Source organism: Acidovorax sp. SUPP2539, from assembly GCF_030158975.1.
Classification (GTDB): domain Bacteria; phylum Pseudomonadota; class Gammaproteobacteria; order Burkholderiales; family Burkholderiaceae_C; genus Paracidovorax.
This window is the reverse complement of sequence record NZ_BQXJ01000003.1, coordinates 222,062-245,425: the sequence shown is the minus strand read 5'-3', so window position 1 is coordinate 245,425 and position 23,364 is coordinate 222,062. Positions and strand designations below refer to the sequence as shown.

Annotated in this window: 29 protein-coding genes; 7 read left to right on the top strand and 22 right to left on the bottom strand. The window is 65.1% G+C overall.

The features are described 5' to 3' along the window. Window positions 1-18: 18 nt before the first annotated feature. Window positions 19-1,224, top strand: a complete 1,206-nt coding sequence (locus tag AVTE2539_RS12415; protein ID WP_284411009.1) for a spherulation-specific family 4 protein — start codon at window positions 19-21, stop codon at window positions 1,222-1,224. Window positions 1,225-1,379: 155 nt separating this feature from the next. Here the strand turns inward: AVTE2539_RS12415 and hisA are convergent, their stop codons facing one another. From hisA to AVTE2539_RS12385, 6 genes are read right to left on the bottom strand one after another with little or no spacing between them, the layout of a single operon-like run. Next, entirely contained in the window at window positions 1,380-2,126 is a 747-nt protein-coding gene (gene hisA / locus AVTE2539_RS12410; RefSeq protein ID WP_284396741.1) for a 1-(5-phosphoribosyl)-5-[(5-phosphoribosylamino)methylideneamino]imidazole-4-carboxamide isomerase, read from the bottom strand. Between the two features lie 57 nt (window positions 2,127-2,183). After that, the gene (gene hisH, locus AVTE2539_RS12405) at window positions 2,184-2,852 is read right to left on the bottom strand and encodes an imidazole glycerol phosphate synthase subunit HisH (protein ID WP_284405133.1); all 669 of its coding nucleotides are present in this window, start codon (window positions 2,850-2,852) and stop codon (window positions 2,184-2,186) included. A gap of 51 nt (window positions 2,853-2,903) precedes the next feature. Then, a complete protein-coding gene (hisB, locus tag AVTE2539_RS12400; RefSeq protein WP_284411006.1) occupies window positions 2,904-3,542 on the bottom strand; it encodes an imidazoleglycerol-phosphate dehydratase HisB in 639 nt (212 codons plus the stop codon). Then, a complete protein-coding gene (locus tag AVTE2539_RS12395) occupies window positions 3,539-4,669 on the bottom strand; it encodes a pyridoxal phosphate-dependent aminotransferase (protein ID WP_284411004.1) in 1,131 nt (376 codons plus the stop codon). Before AVTE2539_RS12395 ends, hisB begins: the two co-directional genes overlap by 4 nt. Beyond that, a complete protein-coding gene (locus AVTE2539_RS12390) occupies window positions 4,666-5,118 on the bottom strand; it encodes a PIN domain-containing protein (protein ID WP_284411002.1) in 453 nt (150 codons plus the stop codon). Before AVTE2539_RS12390 ends, AVTE2539_RS12395 begins: the two co-directional genes overlap by 4 nt. Further along, the gene (locus AVTE2539_RS12385) at window positions 5,115-5,339 is read right to left on the bottom strand and encodes a CopG family transcriptional regulator (protein ID WP_284396732.1); all 225 of its coding nucleotides are present in this window, start codon (window positions 5,337-5,339) and stop codon (window positions 5,115-5,117) included. Before AVTE2539_RS12385 ends, AVTE2539_RS12390 begins: the two co-directional genes overlap by 4 nt. 633 nt (window positions 5,340-5,972) lie before the next feature. On the opposite strand from AVTE2539_RS12385, the gene AVTE2539_RS12380 reads away from it, so the two are divergent. From AVTE2539_RS12380 to AVTE2539_RS12355, 6 genes are read left to right on the top strand one after another with little or no spacing between them, the layout of a single operon-like run. After that, window positions 5,973-6,821, top strand: coding sequence for a hypothetical protein (locus AVTE2539_RS12380; protein WP_284411000.1), 849 nt, complete (start codon window positions 5,973-5,975; stop codon window positions 6,819-6,821). Window positions 6,822-6,830: 9 nt separating this feature from the next. Beyond that, window positions 6,831-7,256, top strand: coding sequence for a hypothetical protein (locus AVTE2539_RS12375; protein WP_284410998.1), 426 nt, complete (start codon window positions 6,831-6,833; stop codon window positions 7,254-7,256). Then, window positions 7,253-7,843 (top strand): DUF2914 domain-containing protein, encoded by a 591-nt coding sequence (locus AVTE2539_RS12370; RefSeq protein ID WP_284410996.1) that lies wholly within the window; start codon window positions 7,253-7,255, stop codon window positions 7,841-7,843. The genes AVTE2539_RS12375 and AVTE2539_RS12370 overlap by 4 nt, the downstream gene beginning before the upstream one ends. 3 nt (window positions 7,844-7,846) lie before the next feature. After that, entirely contained in the window at window positions 7,847-8,890 is a 1,044-nt protein-coding gene (locus AVTE2539_RS12365) for a hypothetical protein (protein WP_284410994.1), read from the top strand. A 14-nt stretch (window positions 8,891-8,904) separates the two neighbouring features. Beyond that, a complete protein-coding gene (locus AVTE2539_RS12360; RefSeq protein ID WP_284410992.1) occupies window positions 8,905-9,822 on the top strand; it encodes a zinc dependent phospholipase C family protein in 918 nt (305 codons plus the stop codon). A gap of 2 nt (window positions 9,823-9,824) precedes the next feature. After that, a complete protein-coding gene (locus tag AVTE2539_RS12355; RefSeq protein ID WP_284410990.1) occupies window positions 9,825-10,226 on the top strand; it encodes a hypothetical protein in 402 nt (133 codons plus the stop codon). Window positions 10,227-10,408: 182 nt separating this feature from the next. Here the strand turns inward: AVTE2539_RS12355 and hisD are convergent, their stop codons facing one another. The 16 genes from hisD to AVTE2539_RS12275 all read right to left on the bottom strand — a co-directional run bounded on the left by hisD (window position 10,409) and on the right by AVTE2539_RS12275 (window position 23,113). After that, window positions 10,409-11,722: a histidinol dehydrogenase gene (gene hisD / locus AVTE2539_RS12350; RefSeq protein ID WP_284410988.1), complete on the bottom strand. Its 1,314-nt coding sequence runs from the start codon at window positions 11,720-11,722 to the stop codon at window positions 10,409-10,411. Window positions 11,723-11,767: 45 nt separating this feature from the next. Continuing rightward, window positions 11,768-12,121 (bottom strand): hypothetical protein, encoded by a 354-nt coding sequence (locus tag AVTE2539_RS12345; protein WP_272567598.1) that lies wholly within the window; start codon window positions 12,119-12,121, stop codon window positions 11,768-11,770. A gap of 116 nt (window positions 12,122-12,237) precedes the next feature. Beyond that, complete coding sequence (gene hisG, locus AVTE2539_RS12340; protein ID WP_442867359.1) at window positions 12,238-12,882, bottom strand: ATP phosphoribosyltransferase; 645 nt, start codon at window positions 12,880-12,882, stop codon at window positions 12,238-12,240. Between the two features lie 70 nt (window positions 12,883-12,952). Then, complete coding sequence (murA, locus tag AVTE2539_RS12335) at window positions 12,953-14,236, bottom strand: UDP-N-acetylglucosamine 1-carboxyvinyltransferase (RefSeq protein ID WP_284410983.1); 1,284 nt, start codon at window positions 14,234-14,236, stop codon at window positions 12,953-12,955. Window positions 14,237-14,330: 94 nt separating this feature from the next. Next, window positions 14,331-14,573 (bottom strand): BolA family protein, encoded by a 243-nt coding sequence (locus AVTE2539_RS12330; RefSeq protein WP_272567594.1) that lies wholly within the window; start codon window positions 14,571-14,573, stop codon window positions 14,331-14,333. A gap of 37 nt (window positions 14,574-14,610) precedes the next feature. After that, on the bottom strand, window positions 14,611-15,366 hold the full coding sequence (locus AVTE2539_RS12325; RefSeq protein ID WP_272567593.1) for an ABC transporter permease: 756 nt from the start codon (window positions 15,364-15,366) through the stop codon (window positions 14,611-14,613). Further along, window positions 15,363-16,340: an ABC transporter ATP-binding protein gene (locus tag AVTE2539_RS12320; protein WP_284410981.1), complete on the bottom strand. Its 978-nt coding sequence runs from the start codon at window positions 16,338-16,340 to the stop codon at window positions 15,363-15,365. Before AVTE2539_RS12320 ends, AVTE2539_RS12325 begins: the two co-directional genes overlap by 4 nt. Window positions 16,341-16,518: 178 nt before the next feature. After that, on the bottom strand, window positions 16,519-16,788 hold the full coding sequence (locus AVTE2539_RS12315; RefSeq protein ID WP_272567591.1) for an STAS domain-containing protein: 270 nt from the start codon (window positions 16,786-16,788) through the stop codon (window positions 16,519-16,521). 22 nt (window positions 16,789-16,810) lie between these two features. Then, window positions 16,811-17,455 carry an MlaC/ttg2D family ABC transporter substrate-binding protein gene (locus AVTE2539_RS12310; protein ID WP_284396725.1) on the bottom strand — a complete coding sequence of 215 codons (645 nt, stop codon included), beginning with the start codon at window positions 17,453-17,455 and terminating at the stop codon, window positions 16,811-16,813. Between the two features lie 134 nt (window positions 17,456-17,589). Beyond that, on the bottom strand, window positions 17,590-18,354 hold the full coding sequence (locus tag AVTE2539_RS12305) for an MlaA family lipoprotein (protein ID WP_272567588.1): 765 nt from the start codon (window positions 18,352-18,354) through the stop codon (window positions 17,590-17,592). Continuing rightward, window positions 18,351-18,854: an outer membrane lipid asymmetry maintenance protein MlaD gene (gene mlaD / locus AVTE2539_RS12300; protein ID WP_284396724.1), complete on the bottom strand. Its 504-nt coding sequence runs from the start codon at window positions 18,852-18,854 to the stop codon at window positions 18,351-18,353. Before mlaD ends, AVTE2539_RS12305 begins: the two co-directional genes overlap by 4 nt. Window positions 18,855-18,891: 37 nt before the next feature. Further along, window positions 18,892-19,674 (bottom strand): lipid asymmetry maintenance ABC transporter permease subunit MlaE, encoded by a 783-nt coding sequence (gene mlaE, locus AVTE2539_RS12295; protein WP_272567584.1) that lies wholly within the window; start codon window positions 19,672-19,674, stop codon window positions 18,892-18,894. Further along, window positions 19,671-20,489, bottom strand: a complete 819-nt coding sequence (locus tag AVTE2539_RS12290) for an ABC transporter ATP-binding protein (protein WP_284396723.1) — start codon at window positions 20,487-20,489, stop codon at window positions 19,671-19,673. Before AVTE2539_RS12290 ends, mlaE begins: the two co-directional genes overlap by 4 nt. A 206-nt stretch (window positions 20,490-20,695) precedes the next feature. Beyond that, window positions 20,696-21,487, bottom strand: coding sequence for an amino acid ABC transporter ATP-binding protein (locus AVTE2539_RS12285; protein WP_272567582.1), 792 nt, complete (start codon window positions 21,485-21,487; stop codon window positions 20,696-20,698). Then, window positions 21,468-22,121, bottom strand: a complete 654-nt coding sequence (locus AVTE2539_RS12280; protein ID WP_272567580.1) for an amino acid ABC transporter permease — start codon at window positions 22,119-22,121, stop codon at window positions 21,468-21,470. The genes AVTE2539_RS12285 and AVTE2539_RS12280 overlap by 20 nt, the downstream gene beginning before the upstream one ends. Before the next feature lie 191 nt (window positions 22,122-22,312). Continuing rightward, window positions 22,313-23,113, bottom strand: coding sequence for an amino acid ABC transporter substrate-binding protein (locus AVTE2539_RS12275; RefSeq protein ID WP_284410978.1), 801 nt, complete (start codon window positions 23,111-23,113; stop codon window positions 22,313-22,315). Window positions 23,114-23,364: the final 251 nt, after the last annotated feature.

The following is a 23,364-nucleotide window of genomic DNA, read 5'->3' as shown; positions in this document are numbered from 1 at the left end:
GCCCGCCAAGGACATCCCATGCCCCGCATTCCCGCCCGCGTCACCCTCATTGCCCGCATCACCCGCTGGTGCGGCCTGTCACTCGCTACCTTGCTGGCCGCCTGCGGTGGCGGCGGTGGAGGGGGTTCCACCGACCCGACGACGCCGGTGACCCCCACCCCGACCAGCATCGCCATCACCCTCAGCGCTCCGCAGGCGGAGGCCGTCTTCAACGCGAATGCCGCCCTGGCCATCAGCGCGCGCGTCACAGTGAACGGCGCCGACGCGGCCGATGGCACGGCGGTGAACTTCTCCGCCCTGCCCGGCGCGTTCTCGGCCACCAGCGCCACCCGCGCGGGCGTGGCGACCGCCACCCTGTCCGGCGCCGCGGCAGGCCGGCAGGAGATCAGCGCCACCACCAGCGTGTCCGGCCAGTCGGTCACCGCCACGCGCGTGGTGTACCTGCGCCCGGCCCCCGCGGCGCTGGAAGTGCTGGTGCCCGCCTACTTCCACCCCTCGTCGGGCCAGGGCTGGGCCCTGCTGGCCAGCGGCGCGGCGGCCAATCCGGCAGTGTCCGTCACCGCCATCCTGAATCCCAACAACGGGGTGTTCACCACGGCGGAGGCCAGCTATGTGAGCGCCGTCAACGCGTTCGTTTCGGCCGGCGGCAAGGTGGTAGGCTATGTCTATACCGGCTACGGCACGGGCTCGCGGTCGCTGGCCAGCATCAAGGCCAACATCGACAACTACATCGCGCTCTTCGGGCGCGGGGCGATCAGCGGCATCTTCCTGGATGAAATGGCCTCCGAAACCACGCGGCTCGACTTCTACCGCGAGATCTACAGCTACATCAAGGCCAAGGACGCCAGCCTGCGCGTGATCGGCAACCCCGGCATGGTGCCTGCCGCCGGCTACGCCGCGGTGGCCGATGTGCTCGTCACCTTCGAAGGGCGCAACAGCACCTACGCCAGCTACGACCCGCGCACCGCGCCCTGGCTGTACACCCTGGCCAACAGCCGCCAAAGCTCGCTGGTGCACAACACCGCCACCTGTGCCGACATGCAGCAGGCCGTGCAGACCGCCGCCTCGGCCCGATACAACGCCGGCCCCATCTACATGACGAACCTTGAATACGACCCGGTGGCGGATGTCGGCAACCCCTGGGACGCCCTGCCTTCGTACTGGACGAACCTGCTGCAGACCGTGGCCGCGGTGAACCAGGGGCGGGCCGTCACGGGCTGCTGATCCCGGAGCGCGCCTAGCGCCCGGAGGCCATCGCGTTGGATGGAAAGCCGCCGGACCGATGGTCCGGATGGCACGGCACCGGGGCTTGCAAGGACCGGCGCCTGAAAACCCGCCTCAAACGCCGCAAGGCATCCTGAGGCGGCCGGACCGAGGCGTCAGGCAGCGCCGTTCAATTCGTCCGCACGGGCCTGCGCCGCGGCGAAATCCAGGTCGCCGGAATAGATGGCGCGGCCGCAGATCACACCTTCGATGCCTTCGCCTTCCACCGCGCACAGCTGCTCGATGTCGGCCATGTTGGCCAGGCCGCCCGAGGCGATGACCGGAATGGTGAGCGATTGCGCCAGCTTGACCGTGGCGTCGATGTTGATGCCCGAGAGCATGCCGTCGCGGCCGATGTCGGTGTAGATGATCGACTCCACGCCCCAGTCCTCGAACTTCTTGGCCAGATCGACCACCTCGTGGCCCGTGAGCTTGCTCCAGCCGTCGGTCGCGACCTTGCCGTCCTTGGCATCCAGGCCCACGATGATGTGGCCGCCGAAGGCGCTGCAGGCGTCTTTCAGGAACCCGGGGTTCTTCACGGCGGCGGTGCCGATGATCACGTAGCGCAGGCCGCCGTCGATGTACTTCTCGATCGTGTCCAGATCGCGGATGCCGCCGCCGAGCTGCACGGGGATGTCGTCGCCGACTTCCTTCAGGATGGACTTGATGGCCGTGTAATTCTTGGGCGTGCCGGCAAAGGCGCCGTTCAGGTCCACCAGGTGCAGGCGTCGCGCCCCGGCTTCCACCCACTTGCGGGCCATGGCGCCCGGGTCTTCTCCGAAGGTGGTGGATTGGTCCATGTCACCTTGCTTGAGGCGCACGCAGTGTCCGTCCTTGAGGTCGATGGCGGGGATGAGCAGCATGATGGAAAGGCTAAGGATGTGCCAGGTCGGGCCGCAGGCCCGGCAAGGGGTTGAAGATCAGGGATTCCAGTGAAGGAAGTTGCGATAGAGCGCCAGGCCGTGCTCCGCGCTCTTTTCCGGATGGAATTGCGTGGCAAAAATATTATCGCGCGCAATCGCCGCTGCAAAGGGGCCGCCGTAATCGGCCTCGCCCGCGCAGTGCGCCGCATCCCGCGGGCGCGCATAGAAGCTGTGTACGAAATAGAAGTAGCTCTGGTCCGGCACGCCGGCCCACACAGGGTGCGCCGCGCCGCCGTGGCGCACCTGGCCCACGCGGTTCCAGCCCATCTGGGGCACCTTGTAGCGGCTGCCGTCCGGCTGCTGGCGGCCGGCCAGGTCGAACTTGAGCACTTCGCCGTGGATGAGTGACAGGCCGGGCGTGTCGCCCTCGGCGCTGCGGTCCAGCAGCATCTGCATACCCACGCACACGCCGAACATCGGCTTGGACGCAGCAGCCTCCAGCACCGACGCCTGCAGGCCCGATTCGCGCAGTTCGCTCATGCAGTCGGGCATGGCGCCCTGCCCCGGCAGCACCACGCGCTGCGCGGCGCGCACGTCCTCGGGACGCGAGGTGACCACGACGGTCCAGCCGGTGCCCTCGGCGGCGGCCTGGACGGCCTGCGAGACGGAACGCAGGTTGCCCATGCCGTAGTCCACGACGGCCACGGTTTTTGCTTCACTTTTCATAGCTGCTTGCGCATGTTGGATGAGCGCTGAAGGCCCATGGAGCCGAAAACCTCAGAGGGACCCTTTGGTGGAGGGAATGACACCGGCCGCACGGGGGTCGCGCTCCAGCGCGGCGCGCAGCGCGCGGGCGAAGGCCTTGAACACCGTCTCGCACTGGTGGTGGGCATTGATGCCCTTGATGTTGTCGATGTGCAGCGTGACGCCCGCGTGGTTCACGAAGCCCTGGAAAAATTCATACGTGAGCTGCGTGTCGAAGCCGCCGATGCTGCCCGCCGTGAACGGGATGTGCAGGTGCAGCCCCGGGCGGCCCGAGAAGTCGACCACCACACGCGACAGCGCCTCGTCCAGCGGCACATAGGCATGGCCGTAGCGGCGGATGCCCTTCTTGTCGCCCACGGCCCGCGCGAACGCCTGGCCGAGCGTGATGCCCACGTCTTCCACCGTGTGGTGGCCGTCGATGTGCAGGTCGCCCTCGCATTCGATGCGCAGGTCGATCAGGCCGTGGCGCGCGATCTGGTCGAGCATGTGGTCGAAGAAGCCGATGCCCGTGGACAGGCGGGCTTCGCCCGTGCCGTCGAGGTTCACGCGCACGAGGATGCGGGTTTCCGCCGTGGTGCGGGACACCTCCGCGATGCGGTCGGCGTCGGGGCTGTCGGAGGGGGCAGAAGGAACGAGTGCAGAAGAGGTCATAGGGAGGCCTGGAGCGCGGCGAGCATCTGGGCGTTGTCGGCCGCATTGCCGACCGTGAGGCGCAGGCAATTGGCCAGCAGTGGGTGCATTGTAGAAACGTTCTTGACGAGCACCTTGCGGGCCTTCATGCACTCGTAGGTGCGGGTGGCATCGGCCACGCGCAGCAGCACCATGTTGGCCTCGCTGTCCCAGACCTTCTCGACGCCCGGCAGCACCCTCAGCGCAGCCAGCAGCGCGGCGCGCTCGTGTCGCAGCTCGGCCGCCTGGGCCGCGAACACGCCGGCATGCTCCAGGGCGAACAGCGCGGCCTCGCAGTTGAGCACGCTCACGTTGTAGGGCGGGCGCACCTTGTCGATCTCGGCCACCAGCGCGCGGGGGCCCATCAGGTAGCCCAGCCGCACGCCGGCCAGCCCGAACTTGCTGAGCGTGCGCATCAGCAGCACGTGCGCGTTGCGCCCGGGCTCGGCGCGCATGCGGTCGATCCAGGTGCGGCTGGCGAAGGGCTGGTAAGCCTCGTCCATGGCCACGATGCCGCCCTGCGCGCCCGCGGCGTCGATGATGCGCTGCACCGCGCCCTCATCCCACAGCGTGGCGGTGGGGTTGTTGGGGTAGGCGATGTAGGTGATGGCCGGGCGGTGCCGGGCGATGGCCGCGAGCATGGCCGGCTCGTCGAGTTCGAAGTCGGCGGTGAGCGGCACGCCGACGAAATCCAGCCCCTGCAACTGCGCGCTCAAGGGGTACATCACGAAGCCCGGCATGGGAGCGAGCAGCGTGGCGCGTTGGCCGGTGCCGGGCTGCGCGCAGGCCAGCGCCAGCAGCGTGATGAGCTCGTCGGACCCGTTGCCCAGCACGATGGCCTGGCCGTCCGGCATGCCCACGTAGTCGGCCAGCGCGGCCTTCAGGTCGGCGATGCGGTCGCCGGGATAGCGGTTGAGCGCCAGCGCGCCCAGCCGCTCGCCCAGGGCCGCCTGCAGGTCCGTCGGCAGGCGGAACGGGTTTTCCATCGCATCCATCTTGAGCAGGCCGGCCGAGGGCTGCACGGTGTAGGCGTGCATGGCGCGCACGTCGGGGCGGATGCGGTCGAGGGCGCTGGGCGGCGTGGCAGCGGGGGTGGCGGGGCTCGTCATTCGGCGGTGTCCAGTTCGTGGGGAGCGATGAGGAAGGGGTTGATGGGGCGAACGGCGTCCATGGGCTGGTCGTGCGGCAGCGCCTCGGTCAGCAGGTAGCGGCAGCCCTGCTGGTGCGCGGAGGAGAGGATGAGCGCATCCCAGTAGCCCAGGCCGTAGCGGTCCTGCAGATCCCACGCGCCGTCGACGGTGTAGGCGTCCAGGTGCGGCGGCTGCCATACGCGAAAGCGCCGCACCTGCGCGCGCACCTGCTGCAGCGTGTGCGGCCCCCGAAAGCGCTGGATGGCCTGGTTGTACAGCTCGTTGAGCACCTGCGAGCTGACGCGGCCGCTGCGCGTCTGCCAGCAGAACGTGAGCCATTCGCGCGCACGCGCCTGCCGGGCCGGATCGCGGTCGTCCACGCTGGACAGCAGCACTTCGGTGTCGACGAAGATCGGTGCGGTGCTCATCGCTGGAACAGGATCTCGCGCGGCACGTAGGGGCCGTCGGAGGCGCCCCAGCTCTCGAAGCTCAGCGCCTCGCGCATGGCCTGCGCATAGGCATCTTCCTGCCGCATCTTCTCGGCCAGCCATTCGCCCACCAGCCGCGAGACGCTGCTGCCCCGCTTGGCCGCTTCCACGCGCACCCACTCGGCCGCGGCGTCGTCCATGGTGATGGTCACGTTCTTCATGGGGCAAATGCTACACGAACTTCGTGGAGCACGAAGTTCGTGTGATTTAAGCCTATCCTTTCCTTTTAATCGACGCGCGCCACGGCGGAAGCAACATTCGTGTGCCGTGCCATAGCCATCCAGGAGCTTGAGACACGCCCGACCGCGATGCTAGGCAGTGGCGGCGCAGCGGTAGGACGGATTGGCTACGGCATTACCATCAATTCCACAAGGTGCGTCGCCGACCAAATTAAATATAAGTAAAACAACCTTTTCACTCTTGCGCTGTTTTTATTTCTATCTGCCGTTAGGGAAGGTCTGCAAAACCCATTTGCCAGATCAGCGCAGTCCGACTCTCTGCCTGAACCCATATCAACGGTGCATCACATGGGAAATCGTTTGAACTATTGACTATGTTTGCCATAGCGGTTGTAATAAATCGACACATTTTTGAGAGCGCCTGACTGAAACACAGCAAAGGCGTCAAAAGACTTGGGAGTGGCGACTACTACTGCCTTCGCGGCTTCATTCCTGATGAAGCGAGTCAGTGGTCCATCAATTCACCTCGCTTGCTCCTGTGCGTTTTTGCATAAGACTGGAGAGATTTTGGATGGCGCCCGACGCTATTTAGCTCAGTTACTTGATGGAGGGATGATGAAACAACCTTATTCGACCGCACAAGTGATGCTTCGCGCTTGGGCCTTTGTTCTCATTATTGGAGCCTTACAAGGCTGCGCGAATCTCACCGCTGTGCGTGAGTTCGGCAAATCTGCTGCTGAGGTCACCAGCTACGTTGATGCTGGTAACGCCTATCAGGACAGTGCCCGCACGATTCAGCCTTATCTGACCAACGCTCCGGCACGGGCAGACGTCCCTGATGCTCGGAAAAAGCAGGTGGCCGCTGCAAATGCGTTGCAGAGCACTTTGGTTGGCTATTTTTCTACGCTGGCCCAGCTTGCGGGCGAGGATTCCTTCACGCTCGATAAGGAGCTGAATGCTATTGCCTTGGGGCTGAAGTCGCTTCCGGATGGCACGCTGGATACCGGCACCACAGAAGGCGCAATCGCGTTGACCAAAATTGCCCAGCGCCTTGTGCTTTCTCGCGCTCAAAGTTCAGCCATCAAGGAACTCGTGAATGAAGGTGGGCCGACGGCGACGCGCCTCCTTTCCAGGCTCGAGTTGGTAGCAAAAAGCTGGCGTGGCATGCTGGAAAACGATTCGCGAACGGTGGGGGATGCACTGTTCGCATTGTCCTCCGCGAGGGACACTTCCCCCCTTGTTCGTATGCTGGCGCGTGACCGAATGCAAGAGTACGAGCAGCGCTATGAGGACTTCATTAAGCGTGTGGACACCGCGACTGCAGCGCTAGGCAAGATTCGCTCAGCTCACGCCGCGATGGCAGAAGACCTCGATTCATTGGACCGCAAGGAGCTTCAGGCAGTGCTCAAGGACACAGTCACTGATTTGAAGGCGGCTCGTAAGAATCTCGACGCATTGCGATAGGAGGCAGATATGGCAACAGAGAACGGACCCTTTCCAATTTTCGGCGATATCGCGGCTGTCCAGGCTACTGCGAAGTTGCTTAGCGACGTGGCTGACGCCTACAACAAGCGGCTGAAGCTCGAGGCTCCAAAGCTCGATGGCGCGGAGGTTTACGCACGTCTGCAAGAAGAGCAGCGTCTGCGCTCCATCAGCAATCAGCTGTACTTCGAAGCAGCTCAGCGTGTGCTCGATGACGCTGTTGACGACCAAAAACAGTTGGAAGGCGACTTGGCTAAAGCGAAGGAACGCCTCAAGAAGATTGAGGATTGGGCGCAAGCACTCGACTTGATTGCGGACCTTCTGGTTCTTGCTGGAGCGCTCTTGGCTCGCAAGCCTGGCCCTATCGTTGCGGCACTGAAAGAGGTGCGTGACGACATCAAGACTGCAAAAGCATGAATTCAAGCGTCTGCGTTGACACCCTTGGCTCTGGCGACTCTCTTTCGTTGAGCCGCCGGGGGAGGGCTATCCGACAACTTTTTTTCGCTCTCGTTCTTGGCAGCGGATTGGGATTTGCAGGGCTTACCTTCTCGCAGGACCTTCGGGTCGAGCGGGGTGTGTGGACTTCCGGTGTTCAGAACCGGCAGTACACGAAAGAGCTTCGTTCCGATACAGGGGTCAGTGAGCTCTATTTCTGGACGTTGCTCAAGGGTGGACCCGATACTCTTTCAAGCCTGAAGGAGCAAGGGAAGCTACCAATCATCCATCAGTGGAGCTTCTCATCTCCATTGAGCATTGCTCCGGATGTTATGGCCCCGACGCAAGAGGACTCGCAAGATATTGGAAAGCTTCTGGAGGTTGGCGCGATTGTTGATAACGGGGGCTTAACTGCCACTGTCAATGAAGGCCGGGACTTCCGTTGGAGGACGTGGAGTCACAAACAGAGTCTTTGGCGGGGGCGCTGGATTGTGCGCGTCCTCTATGCAGACGGTGAGCCTGTGCCTTGCGATAAGAAGCCATGCCAATGGTCGTTTGTCGTTCGCTGAACCATGGCAGATACAAACGAACTAAAAAGCTCGATTGCCGACGCTCAACGGCTTCTGCAGTACGCAAGCGTCAAAGGCATTGAGGTCTCGCCGGAACTGGTCGGGAAAATTGTCGGAGCTCAGGCACTACTGAGTCAGTCCCCCGAAGACAAAGAGAGCTTCGAAGCGCAAAAAGAGTTCTGGTCAGCCCTTGCAAGTCTGTCGATTCTCACGCGCCCTGCGACAGTGGACAGTGTTCGCCATGCGGCTAAATCTGAGCCCGACGTTTGGGCTGGGAGATGGGCGAAGCTTCGGGCGAAAATTTTCCGAACTGATTTTGCTCTTCCTAGCCCACTGAGCACAGCAGAGAAGGCAGTCAATCAAGCTCGCTGTTTGGCTCTTGCTGGGCTTCTGGTCGTAGCAATTTTCCAGTCTTACTACGAGGTTGGGCAGACAACAGCGACGAAGTACGTTCAAGCAGAGGTCGAGTCTAAGCAGGAATCTGAGCGGGCCAAGGAACTCGGTAAGCAGCGGGAAGCTGTTGTCAGAGCCAAAGGCTCGGACTCGGAGTTGCAACGTATCGACCAAGAGATCTCCAAGAGCCGCTCTACGTTCGAAGTTGCCTCGGAACAGACCAGTCGGCGATTGCATTGGATGAATGCGATGCTTTTCTGGAACAAAGGACTTCCAACAGTTGGTGATGAACCTCCGTCTGAGGCTGAAAAGGCTCGGTACACACTCGGAATTCTCGAGGGTTGGCTTGTCCTCTTGCGGAGTTTTGTGCTCCCGATTGCCTGGGGTTTTTTGGGTTCTGCGCTGTATGTCAGTCGGTCCCTGGCGGAAGATATCCGTGCTATGGCCTATGCGTCTGAGCGGGCCATATTGCACCGTTCGCGGTATTACATGGGGATGGTTGCAGGATTTGTGGCCGCGAAGTTTTTCCCAACAAGCGTCGGTGTTGAGTTCGGTGAGGTGGCTCCGTTCGCCGTAGCGCTCTTGGTCGGCTACAGCGTCGAAGTGCTTTTCTCGTTGCTCGACAGATTAATTGGTGCGTTCTCCACGAAGTAGGAAAAGAGGTTTTTATGCCAGGTGCGTATGCACACATCACTGCGGTGAATGTGGCTAGAAGCAAAGCTAAAGGAGTCTTGAGTAGCGAAAGCATGTATGCCTTGGGCAAGCGGCTGTCCTTTGCAGAACTTGGATGTGTCAGCCCAGATTACCCATATCTCGGGCTTGGCCAAGGGTTCTGGGCTGACCAGATGCATTACAAAAATACTGCGGCGTTTCTCCGCTCAGGTGTCGCTGGAGTGCAAAAGCTGGCAGGAGCAGAGCGAGAGAAGGCGCTTGCTTGGTTTCTCGGCGTCGCTTGCCACATGACGGCCGACATGACGATTCATCCAATCGTTGAGAAGATTGTTGGACCGTATGAGCAGAATAAGGCAGCCCACCGCAAGTGTGAGATGCATCAGGACGCCTTCATCTTCCCTAAATTGAATGTGGGCGATGTCGGCCTTACGCAGCATCTAAACACCGGGATTGCGAGTTGCGGAGAAAAGGGAAGTGCACTGGAGCTTGACAAGACCATCAAGGCTCTTTGGCTACAGATGTTGAGCGAGAGCTATCCCTCAACGGGTAACAAGGGTGCTCCAGAGCCCAAACCTGACCACTGGCATGCAGGTTTTTGCACGGTACTAAAAGCGGTCAAAGGTGCAACAGAGCTATTCCCGTTTGCTCGGCACGTCGCGGCCAATAGTGGTCTTGTTTATCCGAAGCTCGACCAAGTGTCGACCATGTACGTCAAGGACATCATGACTCCCGAAGGAGCGATGGATTACTACGTCCTGTTTGATAAAGCCATCTCCAACATCCTTAAGGTCTGGCTGGGGCTAGATAGCGCTTTGAGCAGGAACGACACCGCGTCTCTTGCGGCGCTTGAAGACTGGAATCTGGACACCGGCCGGTCGGTAACGACTGGCAAGTACGTCTTCTGGAGTAACTGAGCATGGTGCCCGAAAAACTGGGGATTGTTCTTCTGTGCTGCGCTCTAATGGCGTGCTCGAACAACCAAGAGCCGAAGATGAACAGTGCGGCCTCTGCACTGACTAAGCTCACAGCCAATGTAGAAGCGGAGATTTTGTACGGTACTGGGGCAAAGGATGTCAGTGACCGCGCGGTCATTGACAAGGCTTTTGAGGAAAATCCAATGCTCAAGCCTGAGTTGGGAGCCAACGACATCCTTTTGCGGCGAGGTGACAAAGGCGTTGTGGTGCTGATGTGCACCCACGACCGAGGCACGAGTCTGCTTGAAGACCTGTCATGCACGCCTCAGATGGACCAACATCACTGGCGTGATGCACCGGGCAGGGCGTGCATGTTCTCTATGAGTCCTGATGCCTGTCCATGAGCCACTGTCCATTCCAGACGTCCTTCAAAAAGCTCTGGGCTTCTTCCAGTTTCCCGGACACATCATCTGTTCTCGCTTTGTGGACCAGTCGTGTTCACCAGTCTAAGAGCCCTGGACCTGCCCGGTCCCGCCACGCTGCGGGTGAGCGACGAAGGCGCGCAGGCCGCGCGGGATGAGCATCGTCAGGGCTTGATGCGCATTTCGGCCGCCCGCGCGTGGGCCTGCAGGCCCTCACCATAGGCCAGCTCGGCGGCGATCTTGCCCAGCGTCTGCGCACCGGCCTCGCTCACCTCGATGAGGCTGCTGCGCTTTTGGAAGTCGTACACGCCCAGCGGCGACGAGAAGCGGGCCGTGCCGCTGGTGGGCAGCACGTGGTTGGGGCCGGCGCAGTAGTCGCCCAGCGATTCGCTGGTGTAGGCCCCGAGAAAGATCGCCCCGGCGTGCCGCAGCAGCGGCTCCCAGCGGTGGGGCTCGCGGCTCGAGACCTCCAGGTGCTCGGGCGCGATGCGGTTGCTGATGGCGCAGGCCTCTTCCATGTCGCGGGTGAGGATCAGCGCGCCGCGGCCGGTGAGGCTCTTGGCGATGATTTCGGCGCGGGGCATGGTGGGCAGCAGCCGGTCGATGGCGGCCTGCACCGCGTCGATGTAGGCAGCGTCGGGGCTCAGCAGGATGGACTGCGCGAGTTCATCGTGCTCGGCCTGGCTGAACAGGTCCATGGCCACCCAGTCGGGCGGCGTGGAGCCGTCGGCCAGCACCAGGATTTCGCTCGGGCCGGCGATCATGTCGATGCCCACGGTGCCGAACACGCGCTTCTTGGCGCTCGCCACATAGGCATTGCCGGGGCCGGTGATCTTGTCCACCTTCGGAACCGTGGCCGTGCCGTAGGCCAGTGCGGCCACGGCCTGCGCGCCCCCCAAGGTGAAGGCGCGGGTCACGCCGGCCACGTGGGCGGCGGCCAGCACCAGCGGGTTGCGCGCGCCCTGCGGGGTGGGCACCACCATGATGATCTCGCCCACGCCCGCCACGCGCGCGGGAATGGCGTTCATCAGCACGCTCGAGGGGTATGCGGCCTTGCCGCCGGGCACGTAGATGCCCACGCGGTCGAGCGGCGTGACCTTCTGGCCCAGCAGCGTGCCGTCCTCGTCGCGGTAGCTCCAGCTTTCGCCGCTGGCCTTGCGCTGCGCCTCGTGGTAGCGGCGCACGCGGGCAGCGGCGGCCTCCAGGGCCTCGCGCTGCGCGGTGGGAATGGTCTCGAAGGCGGCCTTCAGTTCGTCCTGCGATAGCTCCAGCCCGGCCATGGAATCGGCCTGCAGGCCGTCGAAACGGCGCGTGTATTCCAGCACGGCCGCGTCGCCGCGGGCCTGCACGTCGGCCAGGATGTCGGCCACGCGCTGCTCGATGGCGACATCGGTCTCGGCGGACCAATGCAGGCGGTCCCGGAACGCGGCCTCGAAATCGGCGCTATCGGTACGCAAACGAACAGGCGTGGCTTTCATGGCTTTTCTATCTCTATCGCAAAGGGGAAGAAGGGGCCGCCGGGCTCATTCGGTCTCTGCCGACACGTCGCCCGTCTTGCGGTTGTACTTGAGCGTGATCTTGTCGAGTTCGCAGAGGTTGAGACCCTCCCACTCGACTTCCGAGGCGTCGTCGGTGAACACGACCTTGATGTCCTGGATGCAGTGCTTGGTGTCGCCGAACTTGAACTTGCGCGAGGCGCCGTTCACCAGCTGGTTGCGGCCCAGGCGGTCGCTGCCCCACTTGTCCATCTTGGTGGGCGAAATATAGACCTCGTTGAGCGCATAGCCGGTGCGATTGACCAGCGTGAAGTCGGCATCGGCGGCAAAGGAGGCGCCGCTCAGTGCCAGACAGCCCAGCACCAGGATTTTCTTGAACATGGAACACCTCAGATTTTTGAAACACAAGATGCATCGAGAAACAATTTTCCCGACACAGCCCGGATTCTGCCGTGTCCTGGCCGGCGTGGGCTGCGATCTGAGGCGCCCGCGCAACGTCAGCCGCCGGCGGGGATGACCGACGCGAACGCGTCGATGATGCGGCGCAGCGGCGCCTGCTTGAGCTTGAGCGCCGCCTGGTTCACCACCAAGTGCGAGCTGATGTCCATGATCCGCTCCACCTCCACAAGGTGGTTGGCCCGCAGCGTGTTGCCCGTGGACACCAGATCGACGATGGCATCGGCCAGCCCCGTGAGCGGCGCCAGCTCCATGCTGCCGTAGAGCTTGATCATGTCCACGTGCACGCCCTTGGTCGCGAAGAAATCACGTGCGATGGCGGTGTACTTGGTCGCCACCCGCAGGCGCGAGCCCTGCTGCACCGCGCGGACATAGTCGAAGTCGTCCCGCACCGCCACGCTCACCCGGCACTTGGCGATCTGCAGATCCAGCGGCTGGTACAGCCCCTGGCCGCCGTGCTCGATGAGCGTGTCCTTACCCGTCACGCCCAGGTCGGCGCCGCCGTACTGCACGTAGGTCGGCACATCGGAGGCGCGCACCAGCACCACGCGCACGTCGGGCTGGTTGGTGGTCAGGATGAGCTTGCGCGACTTCTCGGGGTCGTCCAGCACCGCGATGCCGGCGGCGGCCAGCATGGGCAGGGCTTCGTCGAAGATGCGGCCCTTGGACAGGGCAAGAGTGATCATGGTCATAGGGGTGAAGAAAAAAGGAACCCGGCCGCCACGCGCCAGGGAACCGGGGGGCGGCGAAGGCGGCTCACGCCGCCCTCTCGATGTCGGCCCCGAGGCCGCGCAGCTTGGCTTCCATGCAGTCGTAGCCGCGGTCCAAGTGGTAGATGCGGTCCACCACGGTCGCGCCGTCCGCCACCAGCCCGGCGATGACGAGGCTGGCCGAGGCGCGCAGGTCGGTGGCCATCACCGTGGCGCCGGACAGGCGCGCGGCCGTGCTGCCCAGGCCCTCGATCACCGCGACCTTGCCGTCGGTCTGGATCCTGGCGCCCAGGCGCGCGAGCTCGTCCACGTGCATGAAGCGGTTTTCGAAGATGGTCTCGGTGACCGTGGACGTGCCCTGCGCCACCACGTTCAGCGCCATGAACTGCGCCTGCATGTCGGTGGGAAAGCCGGGGTACTCGGTGGTGCGAAAGCCCTGCGCGCGCAATTGCGCGGCGCCCGGGCTCTTGACGCGGATGCCCTCCGGCTCGGCCTGCACCTGCACGCCGGCTTCGCGCAGCTTCTCGATCACGGCGTCCAGGTGGTCGGCGCGGCCGTGGCGCAGCAGGGCCTCGCCGCCCGTGGCCGCCACGGCGCACAGGAAAGTGCCGGCCTCGATGCGGTCGGCCACCACGCGGTGCGTGGCGCCGTGCAGGCGCTCCACGCCCTGGATGCGGATGCGGCTGGTGCCGTGGCCTTCGATCCGGGCGCCCATGGCGATCAGCATCTCGGCCAGGTCGGAAATCTCGGGCTCCTGCGCGGCGTTCTCCAGCACCGTCTCGCCCTCGGCCAGCGTGGCGGCCATGAGAAAGTTCTCGGTGCCGGTGACGGTGACCATGTCGGTGGTGATGCGCGCGCCCTTCAGGCGCGTGGCGCCCGCCGGCAGCCTGGCGATCATGTAGCCGTGCTCCACCAGGATCTCGGCGCCCATGGCGGTCAGGCCCTTGATGTGCTGGTCCACCGGGCGCGAGCCAATGGCGCAGCCGCCCGGCAGCGACACGGTCGCCTCGCCGAAGCGCGCCAGCAGCGGCCCCAGGGCCAGCACCGAGGCGCGCATGGTCTTGACCAGTTCGTAGGGCGCCTCGGGCGTGGAGAGCGCGCCCGCATCGATGCGCACCGTGCCGTCCGGCGAGCGCTCGGCCGCCACGCCCATATTGCGTATGAGCTTGAGCATGGTCGCCACGTCCTGCAGCTGGGGCACGTTCAGCAGCGTGACGGGCTCGGCCGTGAGCAGCGCCGCGCACAGCTCGGGCAGGGCGGCGTTCTTGGCGCCGGAAACCAGCACCTCGCCATGCAGCGCGCGGCCGCCGCGAATCAGGAGTTTGTCCATGGCATCGAGCCCGGTGTTTCAGTCAAAAGTGCCACCAGCGCAATCAACACTAGGGCATATAGCTATCAAAAAGTGAGCATCCGCCCGCAGGCCGTCAGGCGCCCTGCGCGGCCCACTCGGCGGGCGTGAAGGTCTTCATGGACAGCGCATGCACCTCGTCGGTCTGCATGCGGGTGCCCAGCGTGGCATAGACGCGCTGGTGGCGCTGGATGGCACGCTTGCCCTCGAACTCGGCCGAGACGATGGTGGCGTACCAGTGCCGTCCGTCGCCTTCCAGCGCGAGGTGCTCGCAAGGCAGGCCGGCGGCGATGAGGTCTTTGAGTTGGTCGGCGGTCATGGATGGGCTCGGGGGTCGTGGGTGCGTCGTCGCGTCGTCAATTGCGAATCTTGTAGCCGGTGCGCAGCAGGTGCACCGCCAGCGCGCTGACCAGCAGCCAGGCGATGCCCACGATGCCCAGGCTCAGCCAAGGCGACGTGTCGCTCTGGCCGAAGAAGCCGTAGCGAAAGCCGTCGATCATGTAGAAGAACGGGTTCAGGTGGCTCACCGTCTGCCAGAACGGCGGCAGCGACTGGATGGAATAGAACACGCCCGACAGGAACGTCATGGGCACGATCACGAAGTTCTGGAACGCCGCCATCTGGTCGAACTTGTCGGCCCACAGCCCGGCGATCAGCCCCAGCGTGGACAGCAGCGCCGCGCCCAGCAGGGCGAACGCCAGGATCCACAGCGGCGCGGCGAAATCGGGCCGTGCGAACGCGAGCGTCACCACGAACACGCCCAGCCCCACGACCAGCCCGCGCACGATGGACGAGCCCACGTAGGCCACGAACCACGCCCAGTGCGACAGCGGCGTGAGCAGCACGAAAACCAGGCTGCCCATGATCTTGCTCTGCACCAGGCTGGAGGAGCTGTTGGCAAAGGCGTTCTGCAGGATGCTCATCATCACCAGGCCGGGAATCAGGAAGGCGGTGTAGCTGATGCGGTCGTACACCTTCACGTGGTCTTCCAGCACGTGGCCGAAGATCAGCAGGTACAGCACGGCCGTGAGCACGGGCGCGGCCACGGTCTGGAAGCTCACCTTCCAGAAACGCAGCACCTCCTTGTAGAACAGGGTCTGCCAGCCGGTCATAGGCGCACCCCGCCTTCTGCCGTGGCCTCGGGTCCTTCGGGTGGCGCGGGCTCTCGCGCCGGGTCGGGGTAGCTGCTTTGAGCCATCACGTTGAGGAACACGTCCTCCAGATCGGCCTTGCGGATCTCCACGTCGTGCACCGCCACGCCCGCGGCGCGCAGCACGGCCAGGTGGCGCTCGATGTCCTGCGCGTCCTGCGCGGGCAGTTGCACCACGCGGCCGGTCACCCGGGCGACGGCCGCCAGGGCGGGCGGCAGCGCGTCATCGGTCTTGAAGCGCATCACGTTGGTCGAGGCCCCGTGCAGCAGGTCGGAGGTGGTGGACAGCGCCACCATGCGGCCGCGCTTGAGCATGGCGATGCGGTTGCACAGCGCCTCGGCCTCTTCGAGGTAATGGGTGGTGAGCAGCACCGTGTGGCCTTCCTTGTTCAGGCGGGCGACGAAGTGCCACAGCGTCTGGCGCAACTCGACGTCCACGCCCGCCGTAGGCTCGTCGAGCACGATGATGGGCGGCTTGTGCACCAGGGCCTGGGCCACCAGCACGCGGCGCTTCATGCCGCCCGAGAGCTGGCGCATATTGGAGCCGGCCTTGTCGGCCAGGCCCAGGTTTTCCAGCAGCTCGTCGATCCAGGCCTCGTTGTTCTTCACGCCGAAGTAGCCGGACTGGATGCGCAGCGCCTCGCGCACGTTGAAGAACGGGTCGAACACCAGCTCCTGCGGCACCACGCCCAGCTTGCGGCGGGCGGCGGCGAAATCGGCCTGCACATCGCTGCCCTGCACGCGCACGTGGCCGCTGGCGGCACGGGCGAGACCGGCGAGGATGCTGATGAGGGTGGTCTTGCCCGCGCCGTTCGGCCCGAGCAGGCCGAAGAACTCGCCCTCCTCGATGTCCAGGCTGACGTTGTCGAGCGCCTGGAAAGGGCCTTTGGGCGTGGAATAGGTTTTGGAGACGGACTGGAAGGAGACTGCGGGCATGGGAGCCGGTGATTTTACGGCGTGCCGGCAACCGGTGCCCGCGCAAGGCGATGGGAAAGAAAAAGAGCGATGGCCGGCGACTCGCGCCCGCACGGGGCAAAGGGCGCACCGGGCGGTGCGGCAGCCAGGCACCGGACGACGGGCCGGGCACCCCGTGCAGGCGCCACGCCCGGAGGGCTCAGGCGGCCGGCAGCAGCTCGCCCACGCCGTACAGGCCGGCGAGCTTTTGCAGCCCGTCCGGCAGCGACTTCACCTCGAACCGCTTGCCTTCCAGCAGCGCGGCGCGGCGGCAGCCCAGCAGCACCGCCAGCGCCGAAGAGTCGAACGTGGTCAGCGCGCTGGCATCCACCACCAGCAGCTCGTCGCGGTTGGCCTTGAGCCCCTGCAGCAGCATGCGCAAGCTCGCATTGGCCTGGGCATGGGTCAGTTCCGAAGGAAGCACCAGCATCGCGATCGGCTCCGGCGAACGGTCAGCCGCCCTTGGCGGCGTTGGCCTTGTTGCGGGCCACCAGCGACTCGATCAGGCCGTCCACGCCCTTGGCGTTGATCTCCTGCGCGAACTGGCCGCGGTAGGTTTCCACCAGCCACACGCCGAGCACGTTCAGGTTGTAGATCTTCCAGCCGGCGCCGTCGCCGGGCGTCTTCTCCAGGCGGTAGTCGAGCTGGATCGGGTCGCCGCGGCCCTGGATCTCGGTGCGCACCAGCACGTCCTTGTCGTCGGCGGCCATGCGCAGGGGCTTGACGGTGATGGTCTGGTCGTTCACCTGGCTCAATGCGCCCGAATAGGTGCGCACCAGCAGCGTCTTGAACTCGTCCTGCAGCCGCTTTTGCTGCTCGGGCGTGGCCTGGCGCCAGCCTGGGCCCACGGCCGCGGCGGTCATGCGGCGGAAATTGACGTGCGGCAGGATGGTCTTGTCGACCAGCGCCATGATCTTGTTCACGTCGCCGGCCTTGATGCTCTTGTCGTTGCGGACGGTTTCCAGCACGTCGGCCGACAGGCGCTTGACCAGCGCGTCGGGGGCTTCTTCGGCGGCCAGGGCGGCCAGCGGGGCGCCCAGCCAGAGCACGGCGGCGGTGCAGAGGGCGGCGTGGCCCAGGGTGCGTCGATTCATCATCAGTGTCGTTCCTTCCTCGGGCACGCCCGGACGGCGTCCCTTCGATTCGTTCATTCTCGGGTCGGGCCGGCGCCCAGATGCGTCGGTCCGGTGCACGGATGCAAGCAACTGCAACCGCGCCGCGCCAAGGCCTCTCAGCGCGCCGGCTCTTCGGGCAGCTTGCCGCCGCCGTCGTCGTATTCTTGCTCGCCGCTGGTGGCCGGCGCGCCGCCTTCCTGGCTGCGAACCTGTAGGAACACATCGCGCGTGAAGCTGTACTTGTCGAGCGCCGCGGTGTCCAGCACCGAGCTGGCACGCAGCAGGTTGGAGCGGATGTTCACCACGCGCAGGGCATACAGCGAATTGCGCGCCGACACCGGGTCCACGTACGAGACGAGGTCGCCCTTGGCATCGACCGGCAGCGCCAGCGTGTCGCGCACGGTGGACGGGCCCAGCAGCGGCAGCACGAGGTACGGACCCGTGGGGATGCCCCAGTGGCCAAGCGTGAGGCCGAAGTCCTGCTTGGCGCGGTCCACGCCCATTTCGCTGGCCACGTCGAACACGCCCCCTAGGCCGAACACCGTGTTCACGTTGAAGCGCACCAGGCTGTTGAGCGCGCCCTCGCCGCGCAGCTGCAGCAGGTTGTTCACGAACGACCAGGCATCGCCCAGATTGGAGAAGAAGTTACTCACGCCGGTGCGCACGGGCGCGGGCGTGATGTCGCGGTAGGCCGTGGCGACCGGCCGCAGGATGATCGAATCGACGTTGTCGTTGAAGTTCGTCATGCTGCGGTTGTAGGGCTCCAGCGGGTCACGCGGGTTGGCCCCGGGGCCGCTGGCGCAGCCCGTCAGGAAGAGCGCGCCCAATGCCAGTGCGCTGCCGTGGGCCAGGGCCCGTTTCATGGTCGTTGTTGTCGTCATTTTTTGCCACCTGTGCTGGAGGAAGGCGCGCTGCTGCTGTTGCCGCCGCCCTCTGCCTTGCCATAGAGAAATTGTCCGATCAGGTTTTCCAGCACCACGGCCGACTGGGTGGAGGAGATCTTGTCGCCTTCCGCCAGGTTGGCCTCGTCGGCACCGGCCTGGATGCCGATGTACTGGTCGCCCAGCAGGCCGCTCGTGAGGATCTTGAGCGAGCTGTCCTTGGGGAACGCGTATCGCTTTTGCAGCTCCAGCGTCACCTTGGCCTGGAAGCTCTTGTCGTCGAAGGTGATGGACTGCACGCGGCCCACCACCACGCCGGCGCTGCGCACCGCCGCCTGGGGCTTCAAGCCGCCGATGTTGTCGAACAGCGCGGTGACCTGGTAGCCGGTCTGGAAGTTCAACTTGAGCAGGTTGGCGGACTGCAAGGCCAGAAAGACCAGCGCCGCGCCGCCCAGCAGGACGAACAGGCCGACCCAGATATCGTTCTTGGAATGCTGCATGTGTATGTTTCCTAGGGGTTGCGGGCGTGCGGCCCCGTCAAATACTGAACATCAGGGCGGTGAGGACGAAGTCCAGCCCCAGCACGGCGAGCGACGCCATCACCACCGTGCGCGTGGTGGCCCGCGACACGCCTTCGGGCGTGGGCTTGGCCAGGTAGCCCTGCAGCAGCGCGATGAACGTGACGGTGACGCCGAACACGAGGCTCTTGAGCACCCCGTTGCCCACGTCCTTCCACACGTCCACGCCGCCCTGCATCTGGCCCCAGAAGGCGCCGCCGTCCACGCCGATCATGAGCACGCCCACGATCCAGCCGCCGATCACGCCCACCGCGCTGAACACCGCGGCCAGCAGCGGCATGGTGAACACGCCGGCCCAGAAACGCGGCGCGAGGATGCGGCGCACCGGATCGACGGCCATCATCTCCATGGCCGAGAGTTGCTCGCCCGCGCGCATGAGGCCGATCTCGGCCGTGAGCGAGGTGCCCGCGCGGCCAGCGAACAGCAGCGCCGTGACCACCGGGCCCAGCTCGCGCACCAGCGACAGCGCCACCAGAAGGCCCAGCGATTCGGCCGAGCCGTAGCGCTGCAGCGTGTAGTAGCCCTGCAGGCCGAGCACGAAGCCCACGAACAGGCCCGACACGGCGATGATGGACAGCGAATAGTTGCCCAGGAAATGGATCTGGTCGCGCACCAGCCCCGGGCGCTGCAGCGTGGGGCCGATCAGGGCCACCAGCCGGCCGAACAGGCGCGCCGCGCGCCCCACGCCGGCCAGGTGGCTGCGCACCGCGAAGCCCACATCGGAAGGACGCCACCAGCTCATCGCGCACCTCCGGGGGTCGGGCCGAAATCCTGCGCCACGTCGGGGCCGGGGTAATGGAACGGCACGGGGCCGGTGGGCAGCGCGTGCACGAACTGGTGCACCAGCGGGTCGCGGCTGGCGCGCACCTCGTCGGGCGTGCCCTGCGCGGCCACGGTGCCGGGGCCGAGCACGATCACGTGGTCGGCCACGCGGAAGGTCTCTTCCACGTCGTGCGAGACGATGAGGGTGGTCAGGCCCATGGCGTCGTTCAGCTGCCGGATGAGCTGGGCCGCCGTGCCGAGGGAAATGGGGTCGAGCCCGGCGAAGGGCTCGTCGTACATGATGAGTTCGGGGTCCAGGGCGATCGCCCGGGCCAGCGCCACGCGCCGGGCCATGCCGCCCGAGACCTGGCTGGGCATGAGGTCGCGCGCGCCGCGCAGGCCCACGGCGTTGAGCTTCATCAGCACGATGTCGCGGATCAGTTCCTCGGGCAGGTCGGTGTGCTCGCGCAGCGGAAAGGCCACGTTCTCGAACACGCTCATGTCGGTGAACAGCGCCCCGAACTGGAACAGCATGCCCATGCGGCGCCGCGCGGCGTAGAGCGTGGCGGCATCCATGCGGCCCACGTCCTGGCCGCCGACCAGCACCTCGCCCTGCTGCGCCCGCTGCTGGCCGCCGATGAGGCGCAGCACCGTGGTCTTGCCGCCGCCGGAGGCGCCCATGAGCGCCGTGACCTTGCCGCGCGGCACGGACAGCGAAACGTCGCGCAGGATGTCACGCTCGCCGTACGAGAACGTCACGTTGCGCAGTTCGACCAGAAGTGGGTGCTCAGGCATTCAGAGGGGATGAAGAAGGGGACCAACCGGTGATTGTCGCGGGTCAGGGCAAACCCCGGGCATGCGATGGTAACGCAAACATACATGCATGGATGTTTGCAAAAATCCAGGGGGCGCGAATGCTCATTTTTCGATAGCACTATGCCCTAGTAATAATTGCCTTGGAAGCCGATTTGGCTTGGATTTTACCGGCCACCGAATGCCGGTCAAAGCATGCTGCGAAGAAATGCCTGGGTGCGCGCATGTTGCGGATTTGCGAAAAACGCCGCCGCCGGGGCCGATTCGATCAGCTCGCCCCGGTCCATGAACACCACGCGGTGGGCCACCTCGCGCGCAAAGCCCATCTCGTGGGTGACGACCAGCATGGTCATGCGGTCGCTGGCCAGCTCGCGCATGGTGCGCAGCACCTCGCCGGTCAGCTCGGGGTCGAGGGCGGAAGTGGGCTCGTCGAACAGCAGGATATCGGGCTCCATGGCCAGTGCGCGGGCGATGGCCACGCGCTGCTTTTGCCCGCCCGACAGCCGGCCGGGAAAGTGGTCGCGCTTTTCGGAAAGGCCCACCTTGGCCAGCAGCGCCTCGGCGCGGGCCACCGCGGCCTCGCGCGGCATGCCGCGCACCACCATGGGCGCCTCGATCAGGTTCTGCAGCACGGTCAGGTGCGGGAACAGGTTGAACGACTGGAACACCATGCCCATCTTGCGGCAGATGCCGCGTACGCGGGCCTCGGGCACGTAGGTGCAGCGGCCCGACGCGTCGGTGGTCGCCAGCGCCTCGCCTTCGATGGCGATGTGGCCGCTGTCGATGGTCTCCAGGTGGTTCAGGCAGCGCAGGAAGGTGCTCTTGCCCGAGCCCGAGGGCCCGATCACCGCCACCACCTCGCCGCGCCCGAGGGTGAGCGACACGTCGCGCAGCACCGGCGTGCCGCCGAAGGCCTTGTGCAGGCCGCGCGCTTCGATCATGGGCACCGCGCCCGCCGCGTCAAGCGTCGTGTCTGGCATAGCGTTTCTCCAGGCGCTGGAAGCCCCAGGTGAGCACCAGGGTCATGGTCAGATAAAAAGCCGCCGCCACGATGAACGGTGTGGTCGTGAAGTCGCGCTGCACGATGCCGCGCGCGGCGCGCAGCAGGTCGTTCAGGGCCAGCACGTAGATGAGGGAGGTGTCCTTGACCAGGGTGATGGTCTCGTTGCTCATGGGCGGCAGGATGCGGCGCACCATCTGCGGCAGCACGATGCGGCGCATGGTCTGGCCGTAGGTCATGCCCAGCACGCGGGCGGCCTCGTACTGGCCCCGGTCCACCGACTGGATGCCGGAGCGGAAGATCTCCGCGAAATACGCCGCGTAGTTGAGCGCGAAGGCCACCACGGCGGCGGGAAAGTCCGGCAGCCGCACGCCGATGACCGGCACGAACGGCAGCGCGAAATAGATGAACAGCATCTGCAGCATGAGCGGCGTGCCGCGCATGAGCCAGATGTAGCCGTTGACCAGCGCCGACAGCGGTGCCAGGCGCGACACCCGTGCCAGCGCCAGTGCGAGCCCGAGCGGCACGGCCAGCACCAGCGTGATGGCGAAGAGCTTCAGCGTGACCGCGGCGCCCTGCGCCATCGGCCCCAGAAGGGAGAGAACGTAATCCATCTATGAGCTACGAGAGTCCATGGCTAAACGACTGCGGCCGGCAAGGCCTGCAGCCTGGGCAACTGGCGCGGCCCAAAGCCAGCGGCAGCCGCGCAAGGGCCGCCCCGCCGCGCCGGCTGCGCCCCCCTTCCCGCATCACGCAGTGATGCGAGAGAAGGGGGAAGGCGCGCAGCGCCTCAGGGGGTTGTTTTTTATTTAAGGATGTTCTTGCCGAACCACTGCGTGGCGATCTTTCCGGCCGTGCCGTCCTGCTTCATGTCGGCCAGGGCCTTGTCCAGGCGGCCCTGCAGCGCGGTGTCGTCCTTGCGCACGCCCACGCCGTAGTCTTCGGTGCCGAAGTGCTCGTCCAGCACGGCGTAGGCGCCGGGCTTCTTGGCCACGTAGTAGCGGCCCACCACTTCATCGACCACCACGGCTTCCAGGCGGCCGGTGGACAGGTCCATCAGCGCCGTCACGTTGTCGCCGAAGGTCTTGAACTCCTTGAACGACTTGAACACGGCGTCTTCCTTCTTGACCGCATCGACCGCGCTGCTGCCCTCCTGCGCGCCCACCACCTTGCCGGCCAGATCGGCCTTGGCCTTGATGGGGGACTGGGCCGACACCACGACGATCTGGTGGTTCTCCATGTACGGCGCGGTGAAGGCGATGTTCTGCTTGCGCTCGGGCGTGATGGTCAGCCCGTTCCACAGCGCGTCCACGCGCTGGCCGGACAGCTCGGCCTCCTTGGCGCTCCAGTCGATCGGCTTGAACTCGACCGCCACGCCCATGCGCTTGGCGGCTTCGCGCGCCATGTCGATGTCAAAGCCCACCAGTTCGTTCTTCTCGTCGCGAAAGCCCATGGGCGGGAAGTTGTCGTCCAGGCCCACCACGATCTTGGTGGCGGCGGCCGGTGCGGGGGCGGCGGCCGCAGCGGGCTGCGCGCTGTCGTTCTTGCCGCAACCGGCCAGCAGTGCGCCCAGGGACATCAATAAAACGGCTGCAATCTTTTTCATGGCGTATCGGGTGTTCCAGAGAGACGAAAAGCAATGCGCGCGGCGGCCCGGGACAGCGGGCGGCCACGCGCGAAGGGGGTGGGACCAGGCCGATATTGTCTCCGACCGCGCGAAACGCGCCCCAAGGCGGTGCAGCGCGCGCCGGAAGATGAGAACCAAAATGGCCTGCAGCACAATCATCACTATGGCATATCGCTATCAATTAAATAGCAAACCAAAAACCCGAAGGGTGCACCAGAAGGCATCCCGGC